Raw genomic sequence first — 18752 nt, 5'->3', positions numbered from 1 at the left:
CGACGCCGAAAGACGTCAGCGAAGGCGCACGCCGTTTCGTTGGTCAATCGCGCTCTCTGATCTCCAGCAGACGCTTCAGCGGAATTCCGTATCACATGCAAATTCATATTTGCGGACACGAGACGGCACGCCGGCCGTTGGCCGTAACCCTTCGTTTCCGGGTTTCTCGCGATCAATGGGGCGAGGACAGCATGGGAACGCCGGGCAGAGCCATGAGCGGTATCCCGATGTTGTGGGAGTGGGTCGAAAGGGATCGTGAACAGGGTGACAAGCGATAGCGGGGGCGCCATCGGGATCGATGGCGCGCGCCGGTTCGTCGCGTGGCGCGCACCTGTTTGCGGACCAGGCCAAGCTCCGAACTTTTGGAGGATGCAGTGTTTTCCCGGATTCCTATCGCGCCGCGCCTGGGTATTGCGATTGCCGTGCCGCTGGTGATGCTTGGCTTGCTCGCTGGCAACGATGTCTATCTGAGGTGGGAGACGAGGGCCGAGATGATGCGGCTGGTCGACCTCGCCAAAGGGGTAAGAGCCGTCAGCGACCTCGTTCATGAGCTTCAGCGCGAGCGCGGACTATCGGCAGCCTTTCTGGCCAGCAAAGGCGCGCAGATGAGCGCGGATCTCTCCGCGCAGCGCGGGCGAACGGACGAACGGCGTGCCGACGTCGCTGCCGCAGCGGGTGGTCTTTCGGCGCTTGATGAAATCGATGCGAAACGCCGCGAGGTCAGCGCACTGTCGCTCTCCGGTTCCGAGGCCTTCGCCTACTACACGGGAGCCATAGGCCACCTTCTCGATGCCGCGAGCGAGATGACCAAGAAAAGCGCGCACGGGGATGTCACCCGAACGATGACGGCTTATGTGACGCTCATGCAAGGCAAGGAGCGTGCGGGCCAGGAACGCGCGACCGGATCGGCCGCGATCTCTGCCGGCCGCTTCGAATTTGCGTCCTACACGCGGATGCTCTCGCTTGCGGCGGCGCAGGCTGCCGATTTTGACCGGTTCAGGGCGATGGCAAGTCCCGCGCTCCGCAGTCTCTTCGAGCAGGCCATCGCCGGTCCGGTCGTGGATACAGTCGCGAGGATGCGCGAGATTATTGCCGCCGGGGGCCTTACCGGGGATTTGGCGGGGCTCGACGCGCGCGCGTGGTTCGAGGCGGCGGCGGCGCGGATCGATCTTCTCAAGAGCGTGGAGGACCGCGTTGGCGATGAGCTCGTCACGGAGACCGCCGCGATCTCCGGAGAAGCGCTGAAGGAGCTTGTCGCGCTTGCAAGCACGGTGGGTGCCGCAATCGCGGCAAGCCTCGTGCTCGTGCTCATGATCGCGTGGAGCATCACGCGCCCGCTCGATGCGCTCGGGAGTGCCATGAAGACCCTCGCCAAGGGAGATCTCGATACGGAGGTGCCGGGCGCCGACCGTAGGGACGAGATCGGCCTGATGGCGAAGGCGGTGGAGGTTTTCAAGTCGAACGCCATCGAGCGGCGCCGGCTCGAAGCGGAGCAACGAGAAACGGAGCGCCGGACCGCGGAAGCTCGCCGGAATGAAATGTTGACGCTCGCCAACGAGTTCGAAACTGCAGTAGGGCAAATCGTGGAGAACGTTTCCTCGGCTGCGAGCGAGCTCGAGACCGCGGCCGGAAGCCTCACCAAGACAGCGGAGACGACGCGGCATCTGTCGACGACCGTGGCCGCGGCTTCGGAGCAGGCGTCGGTCAACGTGCAGTCCGTCGCTTCGGCGACAAACGAAATGTCGTCGTCCGTCAACGAGATCAGCCGGCAGGTCGTGGAATCGAGCCGGATTGCGGACGAGGCGGTGCAGCAGGCGCAGAAGACGGACATGAGCATCACCGCGCTGTCGCACGCGGCGCAGCGGATCGGAGACGTTGTCGAGCTGATTTCCGCGATCGCCGGGCAGACGAACCTGCTGGCGCTCAACGCCACGATCGAGGCGGCGCGGGCAGGGGAGGCTGGCAAGGGCTTTGCGGTGGTGGCCGAGGAGGTGAAGGCGCTTGCCGCGCAGACCACCAGGGCGACCGAGGAGATCGGATCGCAGATCTCCGGCATGCAGGGCGCGACGGAGGAGTCGGTGACGGCGATCAAGGAGATCAGCGGGACGATCGGACGGATCGCGAAGATCTCCTCGACCATCGCCGCGGCCGTCGAAGAGCAGGGCGCTGCCACGCATATGATTGCGCGCAACATAGAAGAGGCGGCAAAGGGCACGACGGACGTCGCAAGCAACATCACGGAAGTGGATCGCGGCGCGGCTGAGACGGGATCGGCTTCGTCTCAGGTGTTGTCCTCGGCGCAGTCTCTCTCGCAGCAGAGCGGCCAGCTCAAGCTTCAGGTCGGGAGTTTCCTGACGACGATCCGCGCGGCATGACGGCGTTCCTGCGGCGGATTTCATTTCGAATTGCTGCCGGCCGCCTTCCCAGAAATCAAGGCGACGGCATTTCTGCTCGCTATCCTGATTCGGAAGAATGGATTGGGCGAGATGCACGAGATGGGCCGTTGGCAGAAAGACTCCGCGGAGGATCCGAGGTATTACATCCGTGGATCTGCGCTCGCAGGCTTCGCCGAGTTGGTCACGGCGGCGGGGGGTGACCCGGCCGCGTTGCTCGAGAAGGCAGGCTTCTCGCCCGAGGTGCCCGCTCTGCAGGACGAGCTCGTGTCCTGGACCCGGCTCTGCCTGTTGTTGGAGCGTGCCGCGGAGACGCTGGATAGGCCCTCGCTCGGTATCGAGTGGGCCTTGAGCGTTCCCGATCATTTCCCCAATGTGGGACCGACGCTGCTGCTGGCGAATTTTGCGGGCACATTCCAGGAGTGGATCGAGGCCAGCATCACCTACTGGCGCCACCATACCAACGCCTTCGCGCTTCAACTCGTGGATGACGGGCCTGGGCACGACGCCGTGTTTCGCCACGTTCTGCTCTCACCCGCGCTTCCCATGCGGCAGCACGCGGAATACATGCTGGGGAACGCTTGCCGCATGGCGCGCGCGATGGGCGGGTTGATACATCGGAATCCGTCCCAAGTTCGGTTTCGGCATCAGAAGCCTGCCGATACCTCGTTGCACGAGGCGATCTTCGGCTGCCCCGTAACGTTTGGGGCTTCTCACGACGACATCGTGTTCGACCGGCGGCTGCTCTCCCTTCCACTGCGTGGAACGCCGGGGCGGCTCAGGAAGGTAATGGATCTCCACATCCGCCATCGCTGGCGCCAGATGCCGCTTCGCGACGATACGATGGCAACGACGGTAGGGCTTGCAATTCGCAGCGTCATGGGGACGAAGCTTTGCTCGTGCGGGCTTGTCGCCGGCTCGTTGGGCCTCAGCGCGAAAAAGCTTCAAAGACTACTCTCGCACGAGGGGACGTCGTTCTCGGCGATCCTGGATGATGTGCGGCGGGCCATGGCCGTCCGTCTTCTTTCGGACACGGAGGCGCCGATCTCGCGCATCGCGGGCCTCCTCGCATATTCGACGCCCGGTCCGTTTACTCTCGCCTTCAAGCGCTGGACGGGCGTGTCACCGCGCGTCTTTCGCAAGAGGCTACCGGCGTCGTCGCCGTGCGAAGGGACCTGAGAGTGAGCGTTGCCGGGGCGTGGCTCTCCCCGCATTGCAGTGAAACTCTCAACCGTGCGGCCGGGCTTCGGCGGAAAGAGCGGCTGCCAGCATGCGCCGAAGAGCGGTCAAGCCCGGGTCTTTAGCCGTGCTGCACGCGGCGATGAGGCCGAGCCATCGTTCATCGTCGGCAGTGCGGATGAAGCTGCCAACAGCTTCGTGCGCCCAGGCGCCGATGTCCGTGCTCGCACGCTTGGCCGCATCCTGAACGCGTGACAGAAGTGGCAAGTCGTTCATCGCGAGCAGGGTTTCGAGTACGACGGCTTCGTCGTCGAACCGGGACAGGAGGGTGCCGAGCTGCATATGTGCCCCCTATGCTACGCGCAGGTCGGCCGGGCTGGGCAGTGCCACGCCTTCGATGTTTGCCCGGGCCGCAAGACGAGCGATGTACTGGGCGACGGCGGTGCGGTGCGCTCGCTCGCCCAGATAGCCGGCAATCTTTTCGCGCACGATCTCGAATGGCAGCTCCTCTCCGGCGATTTTCCGTTCCAGGCGGATGATGTGGAAGCCGTATCGTGTCTCGACCGGGAGTGTGGTCATCTCGCCAGGGTTGAGCGCCATGACTGCGGCCTCGAACTCGGGCGTCGTCTCCCCTGCCGAAATCTGGCCGAGGTTGCCGCCCAATTCGCGCGACGGGCATGCCGAGTGCGCCCGGGCCAGCGAGTTGAAGCGGTTCGGGTCCTGTTTGAGGATCACCAAGGCTGCTGTTGCGCCCGCTCGCGCTTTTTCGAACGCCGAAGCATCGTCCTTGCGTGCCGCGAACAGAATGTGCGCGACCTCGAAGATGTCCGGCGAACGGAAGCGCTTACGGTTGCGCTCGTAGTAGCGCCTGCATGCTTCGCCGTCGGCGGAGGGAGTTACGACCTCGTTCGCGACGAGGGCGCGGATCGAAGCCTCCTCGTCCGTTTCGCATCGGCCGCTGTCATCGCTGAGAGGCTCGACCGCGAGATCGAGCCGCTTTGCTTCCTCCATCAGAAGGGTGCGCACGACGAGAGCCTGGGCTGCCGCGGTCCACGCTCCGAGCGGCGTCGAGGCCCTGTGGTGCTGGGCTTCGCGCGAGATCGCGTCGTGGGGTATGGCGATGCCGTTGACAGCCACGCGCTTGCGAGGTGCTGCGGCGAGATCAGCGTGTACCGAGCAGCCCATCGTCTCACTCCGCCGGAAGAGTTCTAGCTTTGGCCGATACCGCCTGCGGGGCGTTCTTTCCAGACCGCGACCGGACGACCTGATAGCCCCGCCGTCCCAGGTACCAGACTGGGGCGCTCCACACGTGGACAAGCCGCGTGAAGGGGAAGACGAGGAAGATGGTCATGCCGAGGAAGAGGTGCGCGCGGAAGATAGGATGCGCATCGGCAATGAGGCTGGATACGCCGGGTTGCAGCGTGAGAATTCCCTGCGCCCAGGTCATGAACCGCACCATTTCGTGTCCGTCGAGGTGGTCGAGCGAGACGATGATCGTCGCGAGGCCGAGCAGGAGCTGGACATAGAGAATGAGCAGGACGGCGATGTCGCCGAACGACGATGTCTTGCGGATGCGGGAATCGAACAGGCGCCGGTGAATGAGCAGCGTCATGCCCACGAAGCAGGCGACGCCCGCGATGCCGCCCACGACGATGGCCAGCATCTGCTTGAAACCGTGGGAAATCCCGAGTGCGTCGAACACCCAGATAGGTGTCAGGAGGCCGGCGAAGTGACCCATGAATATGACGAGGATGCCGACGTGGAAGAGGTTTGAGCCCATGGTGAGCTGACGTTTGCGCAGCATCTGGCTCGATCCCGAGCGCCATGTGTACTGCTCGCGATCGAAACGGGCGAGCGAGCCGAGCAGGAAGACGGTCAGGCAGAGGTAGGGATACCAGCCGAACACGATGTGATTGATGAGATCGCGCATGGTTGCCTCCTCAGGCGCGGTTCGAAGGTGAGTGGGCTACGACGGGGCGACGCTGGGGCGGTGACTCCATTCCCGGCGCCGGACGACGGCCTGCCCGGATCTTGGCGGCCAGTCCTTCTGTGTCGCAGGTGGTGTCTGCTCCGGGGCCGAATTTGACTTCCTCGTCGATCCACGCTGCGTCGAGCGCGGCGAGATCGTTGGGGTCGTCGTCCGGGATGGAGAGGATGGCGTTCAGCACATCTTTGTCGGGCTGTTCGCGGCTCAAGGCCTGAAGCGCCGAGAAGGCGGACGCGTAAGCCGACTGGCGCTTTTCGAGGCGCTGGCGGATTGCTTCCAGGATATGGACCGTCTCACTCAGGTGCTGGCGCGCTTCCGCAGACGGGATAGCAGACAGGAACTCGAGGAAAAGCGGCATGAAGTCCGGCAGCTCGTTTGCCGAGACGGCGAGGCCATGCTTTTCGTAGAGCTGGGCCAGATCCACCATCGCCTGACCGCGGTCCCGGCTTTCGCCGTGGACGTGCTCAAAGAGATGCAGAGAGAGCGAGCGCGTGCGGTCGAACAGCAGCACATAGCGTTCCTGGAGATCGTAGATGTCCCCGGTGGCGTACTCTTTCAGCAGACGGGACAGCGCGTCCTCGGCCTCTTTCGGCAGCGCTTTCTCGGATGCGACTGCGGCCTGCAATTCCGGGATCGCAGCCTGAACATCCTCGCTCGGGTAGCACAGCAAGGCCGAGATGGTTTTAAGCGTCATCTTCATTACGCGATCTCCATCGGGTTCTTGGCGCGCTTGGGAACACCGAACAGGCTCTGGTCGGTTCGCCCGTCGGAGCAGCCGTTGCCGAACGAGAAGCCGCACGATCCCTTGAGATCGTAGGCGTCCTCGCCAAGCTCGCGATGCGCGGTGGGAATGACGAAGCGATCCTCGTAGTTCGCGATCGCCATCACGCGGTACATCTCGTCGATCTGGGCTGCGGTGAGGCCGACTTTCTTGGCGATGCTCTGGTCGATCACGCCGTCTACAGTCTTGGCGCGCATATAGGCGCGCATGGCGAGCATGCGCTCAAGGCCGAGCGCCACGGGCTCCTCCTTGCCGGCTGTCAGCATGTTGGCGAGGTACTTCAGCGGAATGCGCAGGCTGCGAACGTCGGGCATCTCGCCGTCGTGACCGATCTTTCCGGCTTCGGCAGCCGATTGAATGGGCGAGAGCGGCGGCACATACCAGACCATGGGAAGTGTGCGGTATTCGGGGTGGAGCGGGAAGGCGACCTTCCATTCCATCGCCATCTTCCAGATCGGCGAGCGCTTGGCGCCCTCGAGCCAGCTATCAGGCACGCCATCGGCTCTTGCTTGGCGGATCACCTCAGGATCGTTGGGATCGAGGAAGATCTTGAGCTGGGCTTCGTACAGATCCTCCTCGTTGGCCGCGCTTGCCGCCGCTTCGATGCGGTCCGCATCGTAGAGGACGACACCGAGATAGCGGATGCGCCCGACGCAGGTCTCGGAGCACACCGTCGGCTGGCCCGCTTCGATGCGCGGATAGCAGAGGATGCACTTCTCCGACTTTCCGCTCGACCAATTGTAGTAGATCTTTTTGTACGGGCATCCCGAGACGCACATGCGCCAGCCGCGGCACTTGTCCTGATCGATGAGGACGATGCCGTCCTCCTCGCGCTTGTAGATTGCGCCCGAAGGGCAGGACGCGACGCAAGCCGGATTGAGGCAGTGCTCGCACAGGCGCGGCAGATACATCATGAAGGTGTTTTCGAACTGGCCGTAGATGTCTTTCTGGACGCCTTCGAAGTTGTAATCCTCCGATCTCTTGGCAAATTCGCCGCCGAGGATCTCCTCCCAGTTCGGCCCCCAGTGGATCTTCTCCATGCGCTCGCCGGTGACGAGCGAACGCGGCCGGGCGGTCGGGAAAGCGGGCAGCTCGGGCGCCTTCTGCAGATGCTCGTAGTCGAAGGTGAAGGGCTCGTAGTAGTCATCGATCTCCGGCAGGTCGGGGTTGGCGAAGATGTTGGCGAGGACGCGCCATTTCGCGCCGATCCTCGGCTCGATCTTGCCGCTCTTCTTGCGGACCCATCCGCCCTTCCAGCGATCCTGGTTCTCCCAATCCTTCGGATAGCCGATGCCGGGCTTCGTCTCGACGTTGTTGAACCAGGCGTATTCCATGCCTTCGCGGCTGGTCCATACGTTCTTGCAGGTGACGGAGCACGTGTGGCAGCCGATGCACTTGTCGAGGTTCAGCACCATCGCGATTTGAGCGCGTACTTTCATTCTGCTGCCTCCGTCTTGGGGGTTCGCGATAGGGGTTGAGGCTGGTCGGCGGTGGGCGTGTCGAGCCAGTCGACCTCGGCCATCTTGCGGACGATGACGAACTCGTCCCGGTTCGATCCGACCGTTCCGTAGTAGTTGAAGCCGTAGGATTGCTGGACGTAGCCGCCGATCATGTGGGTTGGCTTCAGAACGGCGCGGGTGACGGAGTTGTGAATGCCGCCACGCTGGCCCGTCTGCTCCGAGCCCGGCACGTTCACGATCTTCTCCTGCGCATGGTACATCATGCACATGCCTTCCTTGACGCGCTGGGAGACGACCGCGCGCGCCGCCAAGGCGCCGTTGCTGTTGTAGGCTTCGATCCAATCGTTATCGACGATGCCGGCCTTGATGGCGTCGGCTTCGCTGATCCAGACGATGGGCCCGCCGCGAGACAGCGTGAGCATCAGGAGATTGTCGGTGTAGGTGGAGTGGATGCCCCATTTCTGGTGTGGCGTGATGAAGTTGAGCACCACCGATTTGTTGCCGTTTGGCTTGCGCGAGATGACCGGTTTGACGGTCTTTGTGTCTATGGGCGGTCGATAGACACAGAAGCCCTCGCCGAAGGCGCGCATCCAGAGATGATCCTGATAAAGCTGCTGGCGGCCGGTGAGCGTTCGCCAGGGGATCAGCTCGTGAACGTTGGTGTAGCCGGCGTTATAACAAACCTTCTCGGACTCGAGTCCGGACCAGATCGGAGACGAGATGATCTTGCGCGGCTGAGCCACCACGTCACGGAAGCGGATCTTCTCGTCCTCTTTCGGGATCGCGAGGTGCGTGTGGTCGCGTCCCGTGAAGCCGCTTAAGGACTCCCAGGCTTTGACAGCCACCTCGCCGTTGGTTTCCGGCGCAAGCGTGAGGAGGACTTCCGCGGCATCGATGTCGGTTTCGATCCGCGCCAATCCCTTCGTCGGGCCGGGCTCCGTCACGACACCGTTGAGGTGGCGCAGGAACTCGACCTCGTGCTGGGTGTCCCACGCCATGCCCTTGCCGCCGTTGCCGAGCTTGTCCATGAGCGGCCCGAGCGAGGTGAAGCGCTTGTAGATATTCGGGTAGTCTCGTTCGATCACGGTGATCTGCGGCATGGTCTTGCCGGGGATCGGCGCCACCTCGCCGCGCTTCCAATCCTTGACGTCGAGGGCCTGGGCGATCTCGCCTGCGGTGTCGTGCATGATGGGTGTGAGCACGACGTCCTTCTCGACGCCCAGCACCTCCGGCGCGACGCGCGAGAACGCCTTCGCGATGCCCTTGTAGATCTCCCAATCGCTCCTGGCTTCCCAGACGGGGTCCACTGCCGCGGTCAGCGGATGGATGAAGGGGTGCATGTCAGAGGTGTTGAGATCGTTCTTCTCGTACCAGGTCGCAGTCGGCAGAACGATGTCGGAGTAGACGCACGTCGTCGACATGCGGAAATCGAGGGTGACGAGCAGATCGAGCTTTCCTTCCGGCGCCGCGTCACGCCAGACCACATCCTGGGGCTTCTGGCGTCCGTCCTCGCCGAGGTCCTTGCCCATCACGCCATGCGACGTGCCGAGGAGATGCTTCAGGAAATACTCGTGACCCTTGCCGGACGAGCCGAGCAGATTGGAGCGCCAGACGAACATATTGCGCGGCCAGTTCGCCGGACTATCGGGGTCCTCGCACGAGAGCTTGAGCTCGCCGGACTTGAGGGCCTGGGGCACGTAGTCCTTGACGTCCTGTCCCTTTGCCGCCGCGGCTGCGGCGATGGAAAGCGGGTTTTGCTCCAGCTGAGGGGCGGAGGGAAGCCAGCCCATGCGCTCCGCGCGCACGTTGTAGTCGATGATGGCGCCGTCCCACGGTCCCGGAGGTGCCGTGGGAGACAGGATCTCCTTCACGTCGAGCGTCTCGTAGCGCCACTGGTCGGTGTGGGCGTAGAAGAACGAGGTCGCGTTCTGCTGGCGCGGCGGGCGGCTCCAATCGAGCCCGAATGCGAGCGGCAGCCATCCCGACTGCGGGCGCAGCTTCTCCTGGCCCACGTAGTGGGACCAGCCGCCGCCCGATTGACCGATGCATCCGCACATCACCAGCATGTTGATGACGCCGCGGTAGTTCATATCCATGTGGTACCAGTGGTTCATCGCGGCGCCGATGATCACCATGGAGCGGCCATGGGTCTTCTCGGCGTTACGAGCGAACTCGCGTGCCACGGTGATGATCTGGTCGCGCGGCACGCCGGTGATGGTTTCCGCCCAGGCCGGCGTGTAGGGCACGTTCTCGTCGTAGCTCTTCGCGACGTGGGCGCCGCCGAAGCCCCGGTCGAGACCGTAGTTGGCGACAAAGAGGTCGTAGACGGTTGCGACCAGCGTCTCGCCTTCGGCAAGCTGCAGTTTCTTTACCGGGACGCGGCGCTCGAGAACGCTCGGGTGGTCCGTTCCCGTGAAGTGATCGTGCTCGATGTTGCCGAAGTAGGGGAAGGCCACGTCAGCCAGATCGTCCTTGGTCTCGGCGAGCGTCAGGCGGAGCTTGGTATCCTGGCCCTTTGCATCCTTCTCCTCGAGGTTCCACTTGCCCTTCTCGCCCCAGCGGAAGCCGACGGAGCCCGAGGGGACGACGATCTCGCCCGATGTCTCGTCGTAGGCGACCGTCTTCCAGTCCGGATTATTGGCCTCTCCGAGCGTTCCGGTGAAGTCGGAGGCTCTGAGAAGACGCTCCGGAATGAGCTTGCCGTTCTTGTCTCTGACGAGCCGAACCAGCATCGGCATGTCGGTATATTGGCGCACGTAGTCGCGGAAATAGGTGGCCTGCCGGTCGATATGGAACTCGCGGAGAATGACGTGGCCCATGGCCATGGCGAGCGCGGCATCGGTTCCCTGCTTCACCGAGATCCACATGTCGCCGAACTTGGAGGCTTCCGAATAGTCGGGGCAAATGACGACGCTCTTGGCGCCGCGATAGCGGGCTTCGGTGTAGAAATGCGCGTCCGGCGTGCGCGTCTGCGGCACGTTGGAGCCCCAGAGGATGAGGAAGCCGGAATTGTACCAGTCCGCCGACTCCGGAACATCGGTCTGCTCGCCCCAGGTCTGCGGCGAAGCCGGAGGCAGATCGCAGTACCAATCGTAGAACGAGAGGCAAACTCCGCCCACCAGAGAGAGATAGCGGGCGCCTGCCGCATAGGAAACCATCGACATGGCCGGGATCGGCGAAAAGCCCGCGATGCGGTCAGGCCCGTGGGCCTTGACGGTGTAGGCGTTGGCCGCGCCGATGATCTCGTTGACCTCGTCCCACGTGGCGCGTACGAAGCCGCCGCTGCCGCGCTTTCTAGTGTAGGCCGAGCGCTTCTTGGGATCGGTGACAATAGAAGCCCAGGCTTTTACGGGCGTCTGGGATGCGCGCGCCTCGCGCCACAGCTTGAGAAGGCGGGCGCGAACGAGCGGGTATTTCACGCGATTGCCGGAATACATGTACCAGGAATAGCTGGCTCCGCGCGCGCACCCGCGGGGCTCATGGTTGGGAAGATCCGGGCGCGTGCGCGGGTAGTCGGTCTGCTGCGTCTCCCACGTGACGATGCCGCCTTTGACGTAGATCTTCCAGGAGCACGAGCCGGTGCAGTTCGCGCCGTGGGTCGACCTCACGATCTTGTCGTGCTGCCAGCGCTTGCGATAACCATCCTCCCAGCGGCGATCCTCACGGGTGACCACGCCGTGGCCTTGTGAGAAGTCGTCGACGACGCGATTGAAGAACGTCAGGCGATCGAGGAAGTGACTCATTTCTTATCTCCCGCTTATCAGGCCGGTTGGGCGGTGGCTTTGATGGATGCGCTCGTAGCGCGCTCGATGTCGTAGAGAAGGCCGCCGCGCCGCGCGTAGACCCACCACGTGATGGCAATGCACGTGACATAGAAGATCAGGAAACCCCACAAGGCCGCTTCTGGGCCGCCGGTCAGTGCGATCGACGTGCCGTAGCCTTTGGGAATGAAGAATGCGCCGTAGGCTGCGACCGCCGAGCTGAAGCCGATGATCGCGGCACTCTCCTTTTCCGCATTGCGCCTGCGTGCCGCGTCGTCGGCGTCCGGCATCAAGCGGTCCATTTCCTTGCGCATGATGGCCGGGATCATCTGGAACGTTGAGGCGTTGCCGATGCCGCTCACCAAGAAGAGGAAGATGAACATCGCGAAGAAGCCGGCGAAGTTTCCGAGGCTCAGGAAGTAGAGAACGCCCGCGACGCCGCCCGTCATGCCGATGAACACCCAGAACGTCACCCGGGCGCCGCCCCACTTGTCGGCGATCCATCCTGTCGCGGATCGCGATATGGCGCCGACGAGAGGGCCGAGGAACGCGTAAGCGAGGGCGTTCACCTCGGGGAACTGGATCTTGGCCAGCAGGGGGAAGCCTGCGGAATAGCCGATGAACGAGCCGAATGTGCCGGTGTAGAGCCAGCACATGATCCAGTTGTGCTTGCGCTGGAAGATGACCGACTGCTCGCTGAAGGAGGCTCGCGCGGAGGCGATGTCGTTCATGCCGATCCACGAGGCGAACGCGGATGCCACGATGAAGGGAACCCAGATGTAGCCTGCGTTCTGCAGCCACATGGGGAAAGTGTTGTCGCCTTCGGTGACCATGACGGGGGCTCCGCCGAGCCATCCGAAGACACCGGCTGTGATGACGAGCGGCACCAGGAACTGCGCGACGCTGACGCCCAGATTGCCGAGCCCGGCATTGAGCGCCAACGCGTTGCCCTTCTCGCGCTTCGGGAAGAAGAAGGAGATGTTCGACATGGAGGATGCGAAATTGCCGCCGCCAAAGCCGCACAGAAGCGCCAGGACGAGGAAGATCCAGTATGGCGTATTCGGGTTCTGCACCGCCATTCCGATGCCGAGGGCCGGGAATATCAGCGACCATGTGGCGAGGGTGGTCCAGAGCCGCCCGCCAAAGATCGGGACCATGAAGGAGTAGAAGATACGTAGCGTGGCGCCAGAAAGGCCGGGAACGGCTGCGAGCCAGAACAACTGGTCGGTGGTGTACTGGAAACCGACGGACGGCAGCTTCGCGACGACCACGGACCACACCATCCAGATTGCGAAGGAGAGCAGCAGCGAAGGAATTGAGAGCCAGAGATTGCGCCGCGCGATGGCGCGCCCCTTCTCCTCCCAGAACACGGGCTCCTCCGGCCGCCAATCCTCGATGAGGGCGGGACCCATCGCGCCGACGTGGTGCGGCTTGTGGATGGGCAGCATTTCCGGAAGCTGCGGGAGCTCGGACAGCTTGGTATCGCCCGCCTCCTGCTCCATGTGCCGGATGGCGAGGTGCATCCAGACGAGGGAGGCGGTAACGATCAGGAAGAGCAAGGCGAAGCAGCTCGTCCAGAGTCCCGTCAGGTCGTTCAGGATGCCGAAGACGATCGGCAGGATGAATCCGCCGAGGCCACCAATCATGCCGACGAGGCCGCCGACGGCACCCACGTTATTCGGGTAGTAGACCGGGACGTGCCTGTAGACGGCCGCCTTGCCCAGGCTCATGAAGAAGCCGAGCACGAACACAATCACGGTGAAGGTGATGAGGCCGATCTCGAACTGGAAGGTGATCGGGCCGTTGATGCCGCGCACCACGTATTCCGTCGGGGGATAGGAGAGCACGAACGTGCAGGCGATGGAGACGAGGAAGGTCCAGTAAAGGACGCGGCGCGCGCCATACCGGTCGGACAACACACCGCCGTAGGCTCTGAAAATGCTGGCGGGAATGGAGTAGGCGGCGGCGATCATGCCGGCGGACGTGATGCTCACGCCGTAGACGCCGATGAGATAGCGCGGCAGCCATAACGCGAGGGCAACGAAGGCGCCGAAAACGAAGAAGTAGTAGAGGCCGAACCGCCAGACCTGAATATTCTTCAGAGGCGCAAGCTCGAGCCATGCACTCTGTGGCTTCTCGCCCTTGAGCTTCCGTTCGCGGATGACGGGGTCATCCTCGGTGGTGAACCAGAAAATGATCGCCATCACGGCGATCGCTGCTGCCCAGACCTGGGCAACGGTGTGCCACCCGTAGGCGACGAGCACGAACGGGGCCACGAACTTTGTGACGGCCGCGCCGACGTTGCCGGCGCCGAAAATACCGAGTGCGGTTCCTTGCTTGCCCGCCGGATACCACCGCGACACATAGGCGACGCCTACGGAAAACGCGCCGCCGGCGACGCCGACCGCGAGGGCGGCCAGCAGGAATTGCGGGTAGGTCTGCGCGTAGGTCAGCAACCAGGTTGCGACGGCCGCTGCAAGCATGACGACCGTGAATATGCGCCGGCCGCCGTATTGATCTGTCCAAATGCCAAGAGCGATGCGAAGCAGAGAGCCCGTGAGAACGGGCGTGCCAACGAGAAGGCCGAATTGCGTCTCGTTGAGGTTTAGCTCCTGTCTTATCTCGATCCCGATGATCGAGAATATTGTCCAGACCGCGAAACACACGGTGAAAGCGATCGTCGAGAGCCCGAGCGCGCGGTTTTGCTCTTGCTTGCTAATGTTTATTTCGGCCGTCATAATACTAGCTCTCCGCTCAGCATTCGGCAGATGAGCTATATCGATCGCATGATCGATATGATCTATTATTGACCGCAGTTAATCGGAGAAAGTTGCGCAATTCGCCTATCTGAAAAGTCGGATATTTAATGCGCCATCACGCGCAAGATTATAAGTATTTGATATTCATGGATATCGGCTGGCGATTTTTTTGTCGTTTGGATACGCTTAGGATGGGTTGCAAGCTTTTATTGTGCCATCCAGAGGGTGGCATTTTGGCGCAACCCGCCGCGTCATTTGTGGTAATTTTAAATCGAAAACGATGAGCGTTTGGCATCCCGCTCGCGCGCTCCGATTTGTGCTTGTGCCTCAGAACCATGGCGGCGCGCTGTAATAATAGTTCTCCGTTTATTTGTTTGTCGTGCAGCAAATAAGGTTTTGCCTATTTTTGATTTGAGCTTGGTATGGCGAAGCAAGATGTCGCGCTTTGTAATTTGTGCGCCGCACTTGACTTTTGTTAAGTGCTGATTGTTGTCAGAAAATATGTCGATCGGGAAATTTGGAATTTAAGACGATGTTCAAACGGCTCGCTCAGTGTTCCGCTTATCGGGGAGGAGGCGAGTATGGCCCGTTCAATTGTTCCGACTGGTAGAGAGATTTTTTTTGAGCCCGGCGAAATCATCGTGTCGAAGACGGATCTCAAAGGGCGTCTGACATACGTCAATGACGTCTTCATGCGCATCGCGGGCTACAGCGAACGGGAGTTGCTGGGAGAGCAGCACAGTATCATCCGCCATCCCGACATGCCGCGCACGGTGTTCAAGGTGCTGTGGGAGACGCTGCACGGGGGGCAGGAGATTTTTGCGTACGTGAAGAACATGGCGAAGAGCGGCGATCACTATTGGGTGCTGGCTCATGTGACGCCGTCGCTGGATGCCTCAGGCAACGTCATCGCTTTTCATTCCAATCGCCGCGTGCCGAGCCGCAAGGCCGTGGACGCGATTGCGCCCGTCTACGATGAGGTTCTTAGGGTCGAGGATGGGCATCGAAACGCGAAGGAAGGATTGGCGGCCGGGGCGCGCTATCTGGGTAACTTCATAAAAGCAAAGAAGACGAGCTATGACGAACTTGTGCTCTCTCTCTAAGGGGCTTGGGGCGAGCGCGGTGTGCGCCGGATCGCTGGTGCTCTCCATTGCCGGGCAAGTGCTGGGATGGACGCTTTTATCAAATGCCTCTGCTGGCATTGCGCTCGTGGCTTCGGTCGTCGCTGGCGTCTTCATATGGAGAACGTACGGGGTCGTTCGTCAGGCTGGCCGGGTGTGCCGTGCCGTTGCGGACGGCGATTTCGAGGTCCGTATGGTGCACGTTCGCGAGCGCGGCGCGCTGGGGGCATTGCAATGGTCCATCAATGGCATGATCGATCGTTGCGATGCCTACGTCCGCGAGTCGGCGGCTGCGATGGAAGCGGTGCGGGCAAACAAGTACTATCGCCGTATCCGCGAGGAGGGGCTTCACGGTGCGCTCCTCGTTTCCGCCCGGACGATCAACGACGCCATGGGATCAATCGAGAGCCGGATCCGATCGTTCGAACGGGCGACCGAGGGCTTCGAGCAATCCGTCGGCGACATTGTCGAGCGCGTGTCGACGGCTTCAGGTCATATGGGCGAGGTCGCAACACGGCTCGACCGTGGTGCGGGCGAGACGTCCGAGAATGCCTCGGGCGTGGCGGCGGCTGCGGAGCAGGCGACGGCCAACATTCAGTCCATTGCCGCTGCGTGTGGCGAGCTTCGCGGCTCCGCTCAAGAGATCGGCGTTCAGGTGGTTCGTTCGGCCGAGTTCGTAAAAAGGGCGGTCTCGCGCTCTGCCGAGGCGGAGGCGACCATCGGCGAGATGGCGACGGCGGGGCAGAATATCGCGGAGGTTGCCGGCTTGATCCGGGCCATTGCGGCGCAGACCAACCTTCTCGCGCTCAACGCCACCATAGAGGCAGCGCGGGCCGGTGAGGCCGGGAAGGGATTTGCGGTCGTAGCGGCGGAGGTGAAGTCTCTTTCTTTGCAGACGGCGCGCGCGACAGGCCAGATCGATGTGCACATCGCCGAGGTGAAGGGTGCAACGCGTGGCGCAGTAGAGGCCGTTGCCGAGATCAACGGGCTTGTTTCGGAGGTCAATCAGGTCACGTCCGCCGTCGTCGATACGGTTCACGCTCAAACGCGTGCCACGCAGGAGATCGGCGACAACATCGAGCAGGCATTGGCAGGGTTCCGCGACATATCGGCTAACATCTTCAGGGTGACCGAGAATGCCGGCCAGACGGAGCGTCTGGCCAAGGGAACGAAAGAGGCCTCGGTTGGATTGGCGGCGGAAGCGGATCGTCTTGCGGGGCAGGTGCGCGAGTTTCTGCGGGCGCTCTGGGATGGGCCGCTCCAGGGGCATCGCGAGGAAGACAGGGCCAACGATCGGCCTCCGGCCAAGTCCGCACCGAAACTGAGGCTGGTCGCGTGAGGTAGCGGCGAGCAGCTATGGCGGGCGGGAGGGAGGCTCGATAGTGTGCCTCCGCGATCCCCGACTCGTCAGGATGAAAACGGCCGTGTCTCAACATATCGAAGAAGCCGCCCCGCTCGCTATCGTTGCGGAGGAAGCGCCTTTGCGCTCCAAGCCTTCGAACTATCCCGAGCCGTACTTCAGCCGTATGGCGAAGCGGGAGAAACGACCGCTCGGAGATATGTTCGGGCTCCGCAATTTCGGGGTCAACCTCACGACGCTTCTGCCGGGCGGGGAGTCGGCTCTTTTACATCGGCACAGCAAGCAAGACGAGTTCATCTACGTTCTCCAGGGCGCTCCAACGCTGGTCACGGATCAGGGGGACGTGGATTTGATGCCCGGGATGTGCGCTGGGTTTCCGGCCGGAGGTGTGGCTCATCATCTCGTGAACCGCAGCGCGGAACCTGTGGTCTATCTCGAAATCGGTGATCGCACGCCGGGCGACGAGGGAACGTATCCCGCCGACGACCTCAAGGCCGTTCTGGACGCTGACGGACGGTGGATCTTTACGCGCAAGGACGGCGTGCCCTACTGAAGGCAGCACATCGGATTTCGCGAGAATAGCGCCGCGCGGGTTGAAAGGTTCGCTGGAGAGACGCTATCCGGATACGCGATTGCGTCCTGCCGACTTTGCGGCGTAGAGCTTCCGGTCTGCGCGCTGGAAGAGGATGGTCGCGTTGTCTCCGAAGCGGAGTTCCGCCACACCGAACGAGGCGGTCACTTTTCCGATGCTCTGGCCGGAATGTCTCAGTGTCAATTTCCGTGACTCGAACTTCTTGCGGATGCGCTCGGCGACCGATTTCGCCGCTTCAAGACCGGTCCCAGGCAGGATCAACGCGAATTCCTCGCCGCCATAGCGTGTCGCGACGTCGGTATCTCGCACCGTAGACTGGATGATCCTCGCCAGCATTTTTATGACTTCATCGCCGACCTGATGGCCGTGCTCGTCATTGATCCGCTTGAAGTGATCGATGTCGGCGAGGACCAAGGCGAGGGGGCGCGCGCCCTCCTGGCAACTGGTTATGGCAGCCGTGAGCTCCTGATCGAACGTGCGCCTGTTGCCAATGTTGGTGAGGGCGTCCGTGCTCAGCTCCTTTTTTGCCTGGGAAAGCTGCTGCTCCACGGCCTGCTTCTCGGCGGTCTTGTTTTCAAGCTCCGCCAAAAGCTGCGTAGTTTCCTCGCGCGACCGCTGATGCTCAGCCAACAGCTCGTTCAAGATGGAGCTCACCACTTGCGCGTCCATCTGTCCGCGGATCTTGTCGCTGAATTTTCCGAGCTGGCCAGCGTAGCTGCCGTTCGTGTCGATGAGCTTGCGCAGGATCTCCGCGACGCGCGTCATCTCGCCCTCTACACGCTTGCGTTCGCCTTGGCCGAGGAGGCCGGCGACAAACGTGCGAAGCGACTGCCAGGATAGCACTTTTCCAGAGAGCCGGCCGCTTCTGGCGAGCAGATGCATGGCGCCAGAAAGAGCGCCGAGCGCGGCGATGATGACAATCGTAATTCCGAGAAATGCCAGTGGGTTGTAGTTCGTGGAGTGAGCGGCACCATCGGTTCCGACAGGCACCGTATAGAGGGTTCGGAATACGGAAATGTCGACTGACCTGAGACCCTTCTCTCATCCAGTCAGAGGGTGAGTCCTGGGCTAAATTTCTGGACCTGATCGTTCGTCACGGCAAGGGCCAGATGGTGGTCGTGGAACTCCTCCGGTGTCCGGTTGGCGAGAGCCGAGTGGGGCCGGACACGATTGTAATCGTCGCGCCACGCCGCCAGCCGCGTTCTCGCTTCGTCGAGCGTGGAGAACAACGTCTCGTTCAAGAGCTCGTCGCGCAGCCGACCGTTGAAACTCTCGACGAACGCGTTCTGCTGCGGCTTGCCGGGCTGGATGTAGTGCCAGTCGACACCGCTGGCCTTGCTCCATTTGAGGATCGCCATG

Annotated in this window: 14 protein-coding genes; 5 read left to right on the top strand and 9 right to left on the bottom strand. The window is 62.3% G+C overall.

All coding sequences use genetic code 11. The annotated features are described in order from the left end of the window. The first annotated feature begins 374 nt into the window (after positions 1 to 374). Together F812_RS0121445 and F812_RS0121440 are read left to right on the top strand one after the other, a co-directional pair. Positions 375 to 2375, top strand: coding sequence for a methyl-accepting chemotaxis protein (locus F812_RS0121445; RefSeq protein WP_020088044.1), 2001 nt, complete (start codon positions 375 to 377; stop codon positions 2373 to 2375). A 111-nt stretch (positions 2376 to 2486) separates the two neighbouring features. After that, complete coding sequence (locus F812_RS0121440) at positions 2487 to 3572, top strand: AraC family transcriptional regulator (protein ID WP_156827599.1); 1086 nt, start codon at positions 2487 to 2489, stop codon at positions 3570 to 3572. Positions 3573 to 3620: 48 nt separating this feature from the next. On the opposite strand, the gene F812_RS0121435 is transcribed toward F812_RS0121440, so the two are convergent. The 7 genes from F812_RS0121435 to F812_RS0121405 are packed head-to-tail and all read right to left on the bottom strand — an operon-like array spanning position 3621 to position 14299. Then, entirely contained in the window at positions 3621 to 3914 is a 294-nt protein-coding gene (locus F812_RS0121435; protein WP_020088042.1) for a hypothetical protein, read from the bottom strand. A 9-nt stretch (positions 3915 to 3923) separates the two neighbouring features. Then, the gene (locus F812_RS0121430) at positions 3924 to 4757 is read right to left on the bottom strand and encodes a peptidylprolyl isomerase (RefSeq protein ID WP_020088041.1); all 834 of its coding nucleotides are present in this window, start codon (positions 4755 to 4757) and stop codon (positions 3924 to 3926) included. A gap of 4 nt (positions 4758 to 4761) precedes the next feature. Next, complete coding sequence (gene narI / locus F812_RS0121425; RefSeq protein ID WP_020088040.1) at positions 4762 to 5502, bottom strand: respiratory nitrate reductase subunit gamma; 741 nt, start codon at positions 5500 to 5502, stop codon at positions 4762 to 4764. 10 nt (positions 5503 to 5512) lie between these two features. Further along, a complete protein-coding gene (gene narJ, locus F812_RS0121420) occupies positions 5513 to 6259 on the bottom strand; it encodes a nitrate reductase molybdenum cofactor assembly chaperone (RefSeq protein WP_020088039.1) in 747 nt (248 codons plus the stop codon). Beyond that, positions 6259 to 7779 (bottom strand): nitrate reductase subunit beta, encoded by a 1521-nt coding sequence (gene narH, locus F812_RS0121415; protein WP_026868350.1) that lies wholly within the window; start codon positions 7777 to 7779, stop codon positions 6259 to 6261. The genes narJ and narH overlap by 1 nt, the downstream gene beginning before the upstream one ends. Further along, positions 7776 to 11543 carry a nitrate reductase subunit alpha gene (locus F812_RS0121410; RefSeq protein ID WP_020088037.1) on the bottom strand — a complete coding sequence of 1256 codons (3768 nt, stop codon included), beginning with the start codon at positions 11541 to 11543 and terminating at the stop codon, positions 7776 to 7778. Before F812_RS0121410 ends, narH begins: the two co-directional genes overlap by 4 nt. A 17-nt stretch (positions 11544 to 11560) precedes the next feature. Continuing rightward, positions 11561 to 14299 (bottom strand): nitrate/nitrite transporter, encoded by a 2739-nt coding sequence (locus F812_RS0121405; RefSeq protein WP_020088036.1) that lies wholly within the window; start codon positions 14297 to 14299, stop codon positions 11561 to 11563. A gap of 602 nt (positions 14300 to 14901) precedes the next feature. Between F812_RS0121405 and F812_RS0121400 the strand changes: the two genes are divergently transcribed. The 3 genes from F812_RS0121400 to F812_RS0121390 all read left to right on the top strand — a co-directional run bounded on the left by F812_RS0121400 (position 14902) and on the right by F812_RS0121390 (position 17354). Further along, positions 14902 to 15423, top strand: coding sequence for a PAS domain-containing protein (locus F812_RS0121400; protein WP_020088035.1), 522 nt, complete (start codon positions 14902 to 14904; stop codon positions 15421 to 15423). After that, the gene (locus tag F812_RS25015; RefSeq protein ID WP_156827598.1) at positions 15398 to 16780 is read left to right on the top strand and encodes a methyl-accepting chemotaxis protein; all 1383 of its coding nucleotides are present in this window, start codon (positions 15398 to 15400) and stop codon (positions 16778 to 16780) included. Before F812_RS0121400 ends, F812_RS25015 begins: the two co-directional genes overlap by 26 nt. A 73-nt stretch (positions 16781 to 16853) precedes the next feature. Further along, positions 16854 to 17354: a cupin domain-containing protein gene (locus F812_RS0121390; RefSeq protein WP_020088033.1), complete on the top strand. Its 501-nt coding sequence runs from the start codon at positions 16854 to 16856 to the stop codon at positions 17352 to 17354. Between the two features lie 63 nt (positions 17355 to 17417). Here the strand turns inward: F812_RS0121390 and F812_RS25810 are convergent, their stop codons facing one another. Together F812_RS25810 and F812_RS25005 are read right to left on the bottom strand one after the other, a co-directional pair. Next, on the bottom strand, positions 17418 to 18383 hold the full coding sequence (locus F812_RS25810) for a GGDEF domain-containing protein (protein ID WP_020088032.1): 966 nt from the start codon (positions 18381 to 18383) through the stop codon (positions 17418 to 17420). Between the two features lie 59 nt (positions 18384 to 18442). Next, on the bottom strand, positions 18443 to 18752 hold a 310-nt coding region (locus tag F812_RS25005; protein ID WP_020088031.1), incomplete at its 5' end, for an integrase core domain-containing protein.

This window comes from Hyphomicrobium zavarzinii ATCC 27496, assembly GCF_000383415.1.
Lineage (GTDB): Bacteria > Pseudomonadota > Alphaproteobacteria > Rhizobiales > Hyphomicrobiaceae > Hyphomicrobium_C > Hyphomicrobium_C zavarzinii.
Note: the sequence above shows the minus strand (reverse complement) of the source record. Positions and strands in the feature narration are given on the sequence as shown.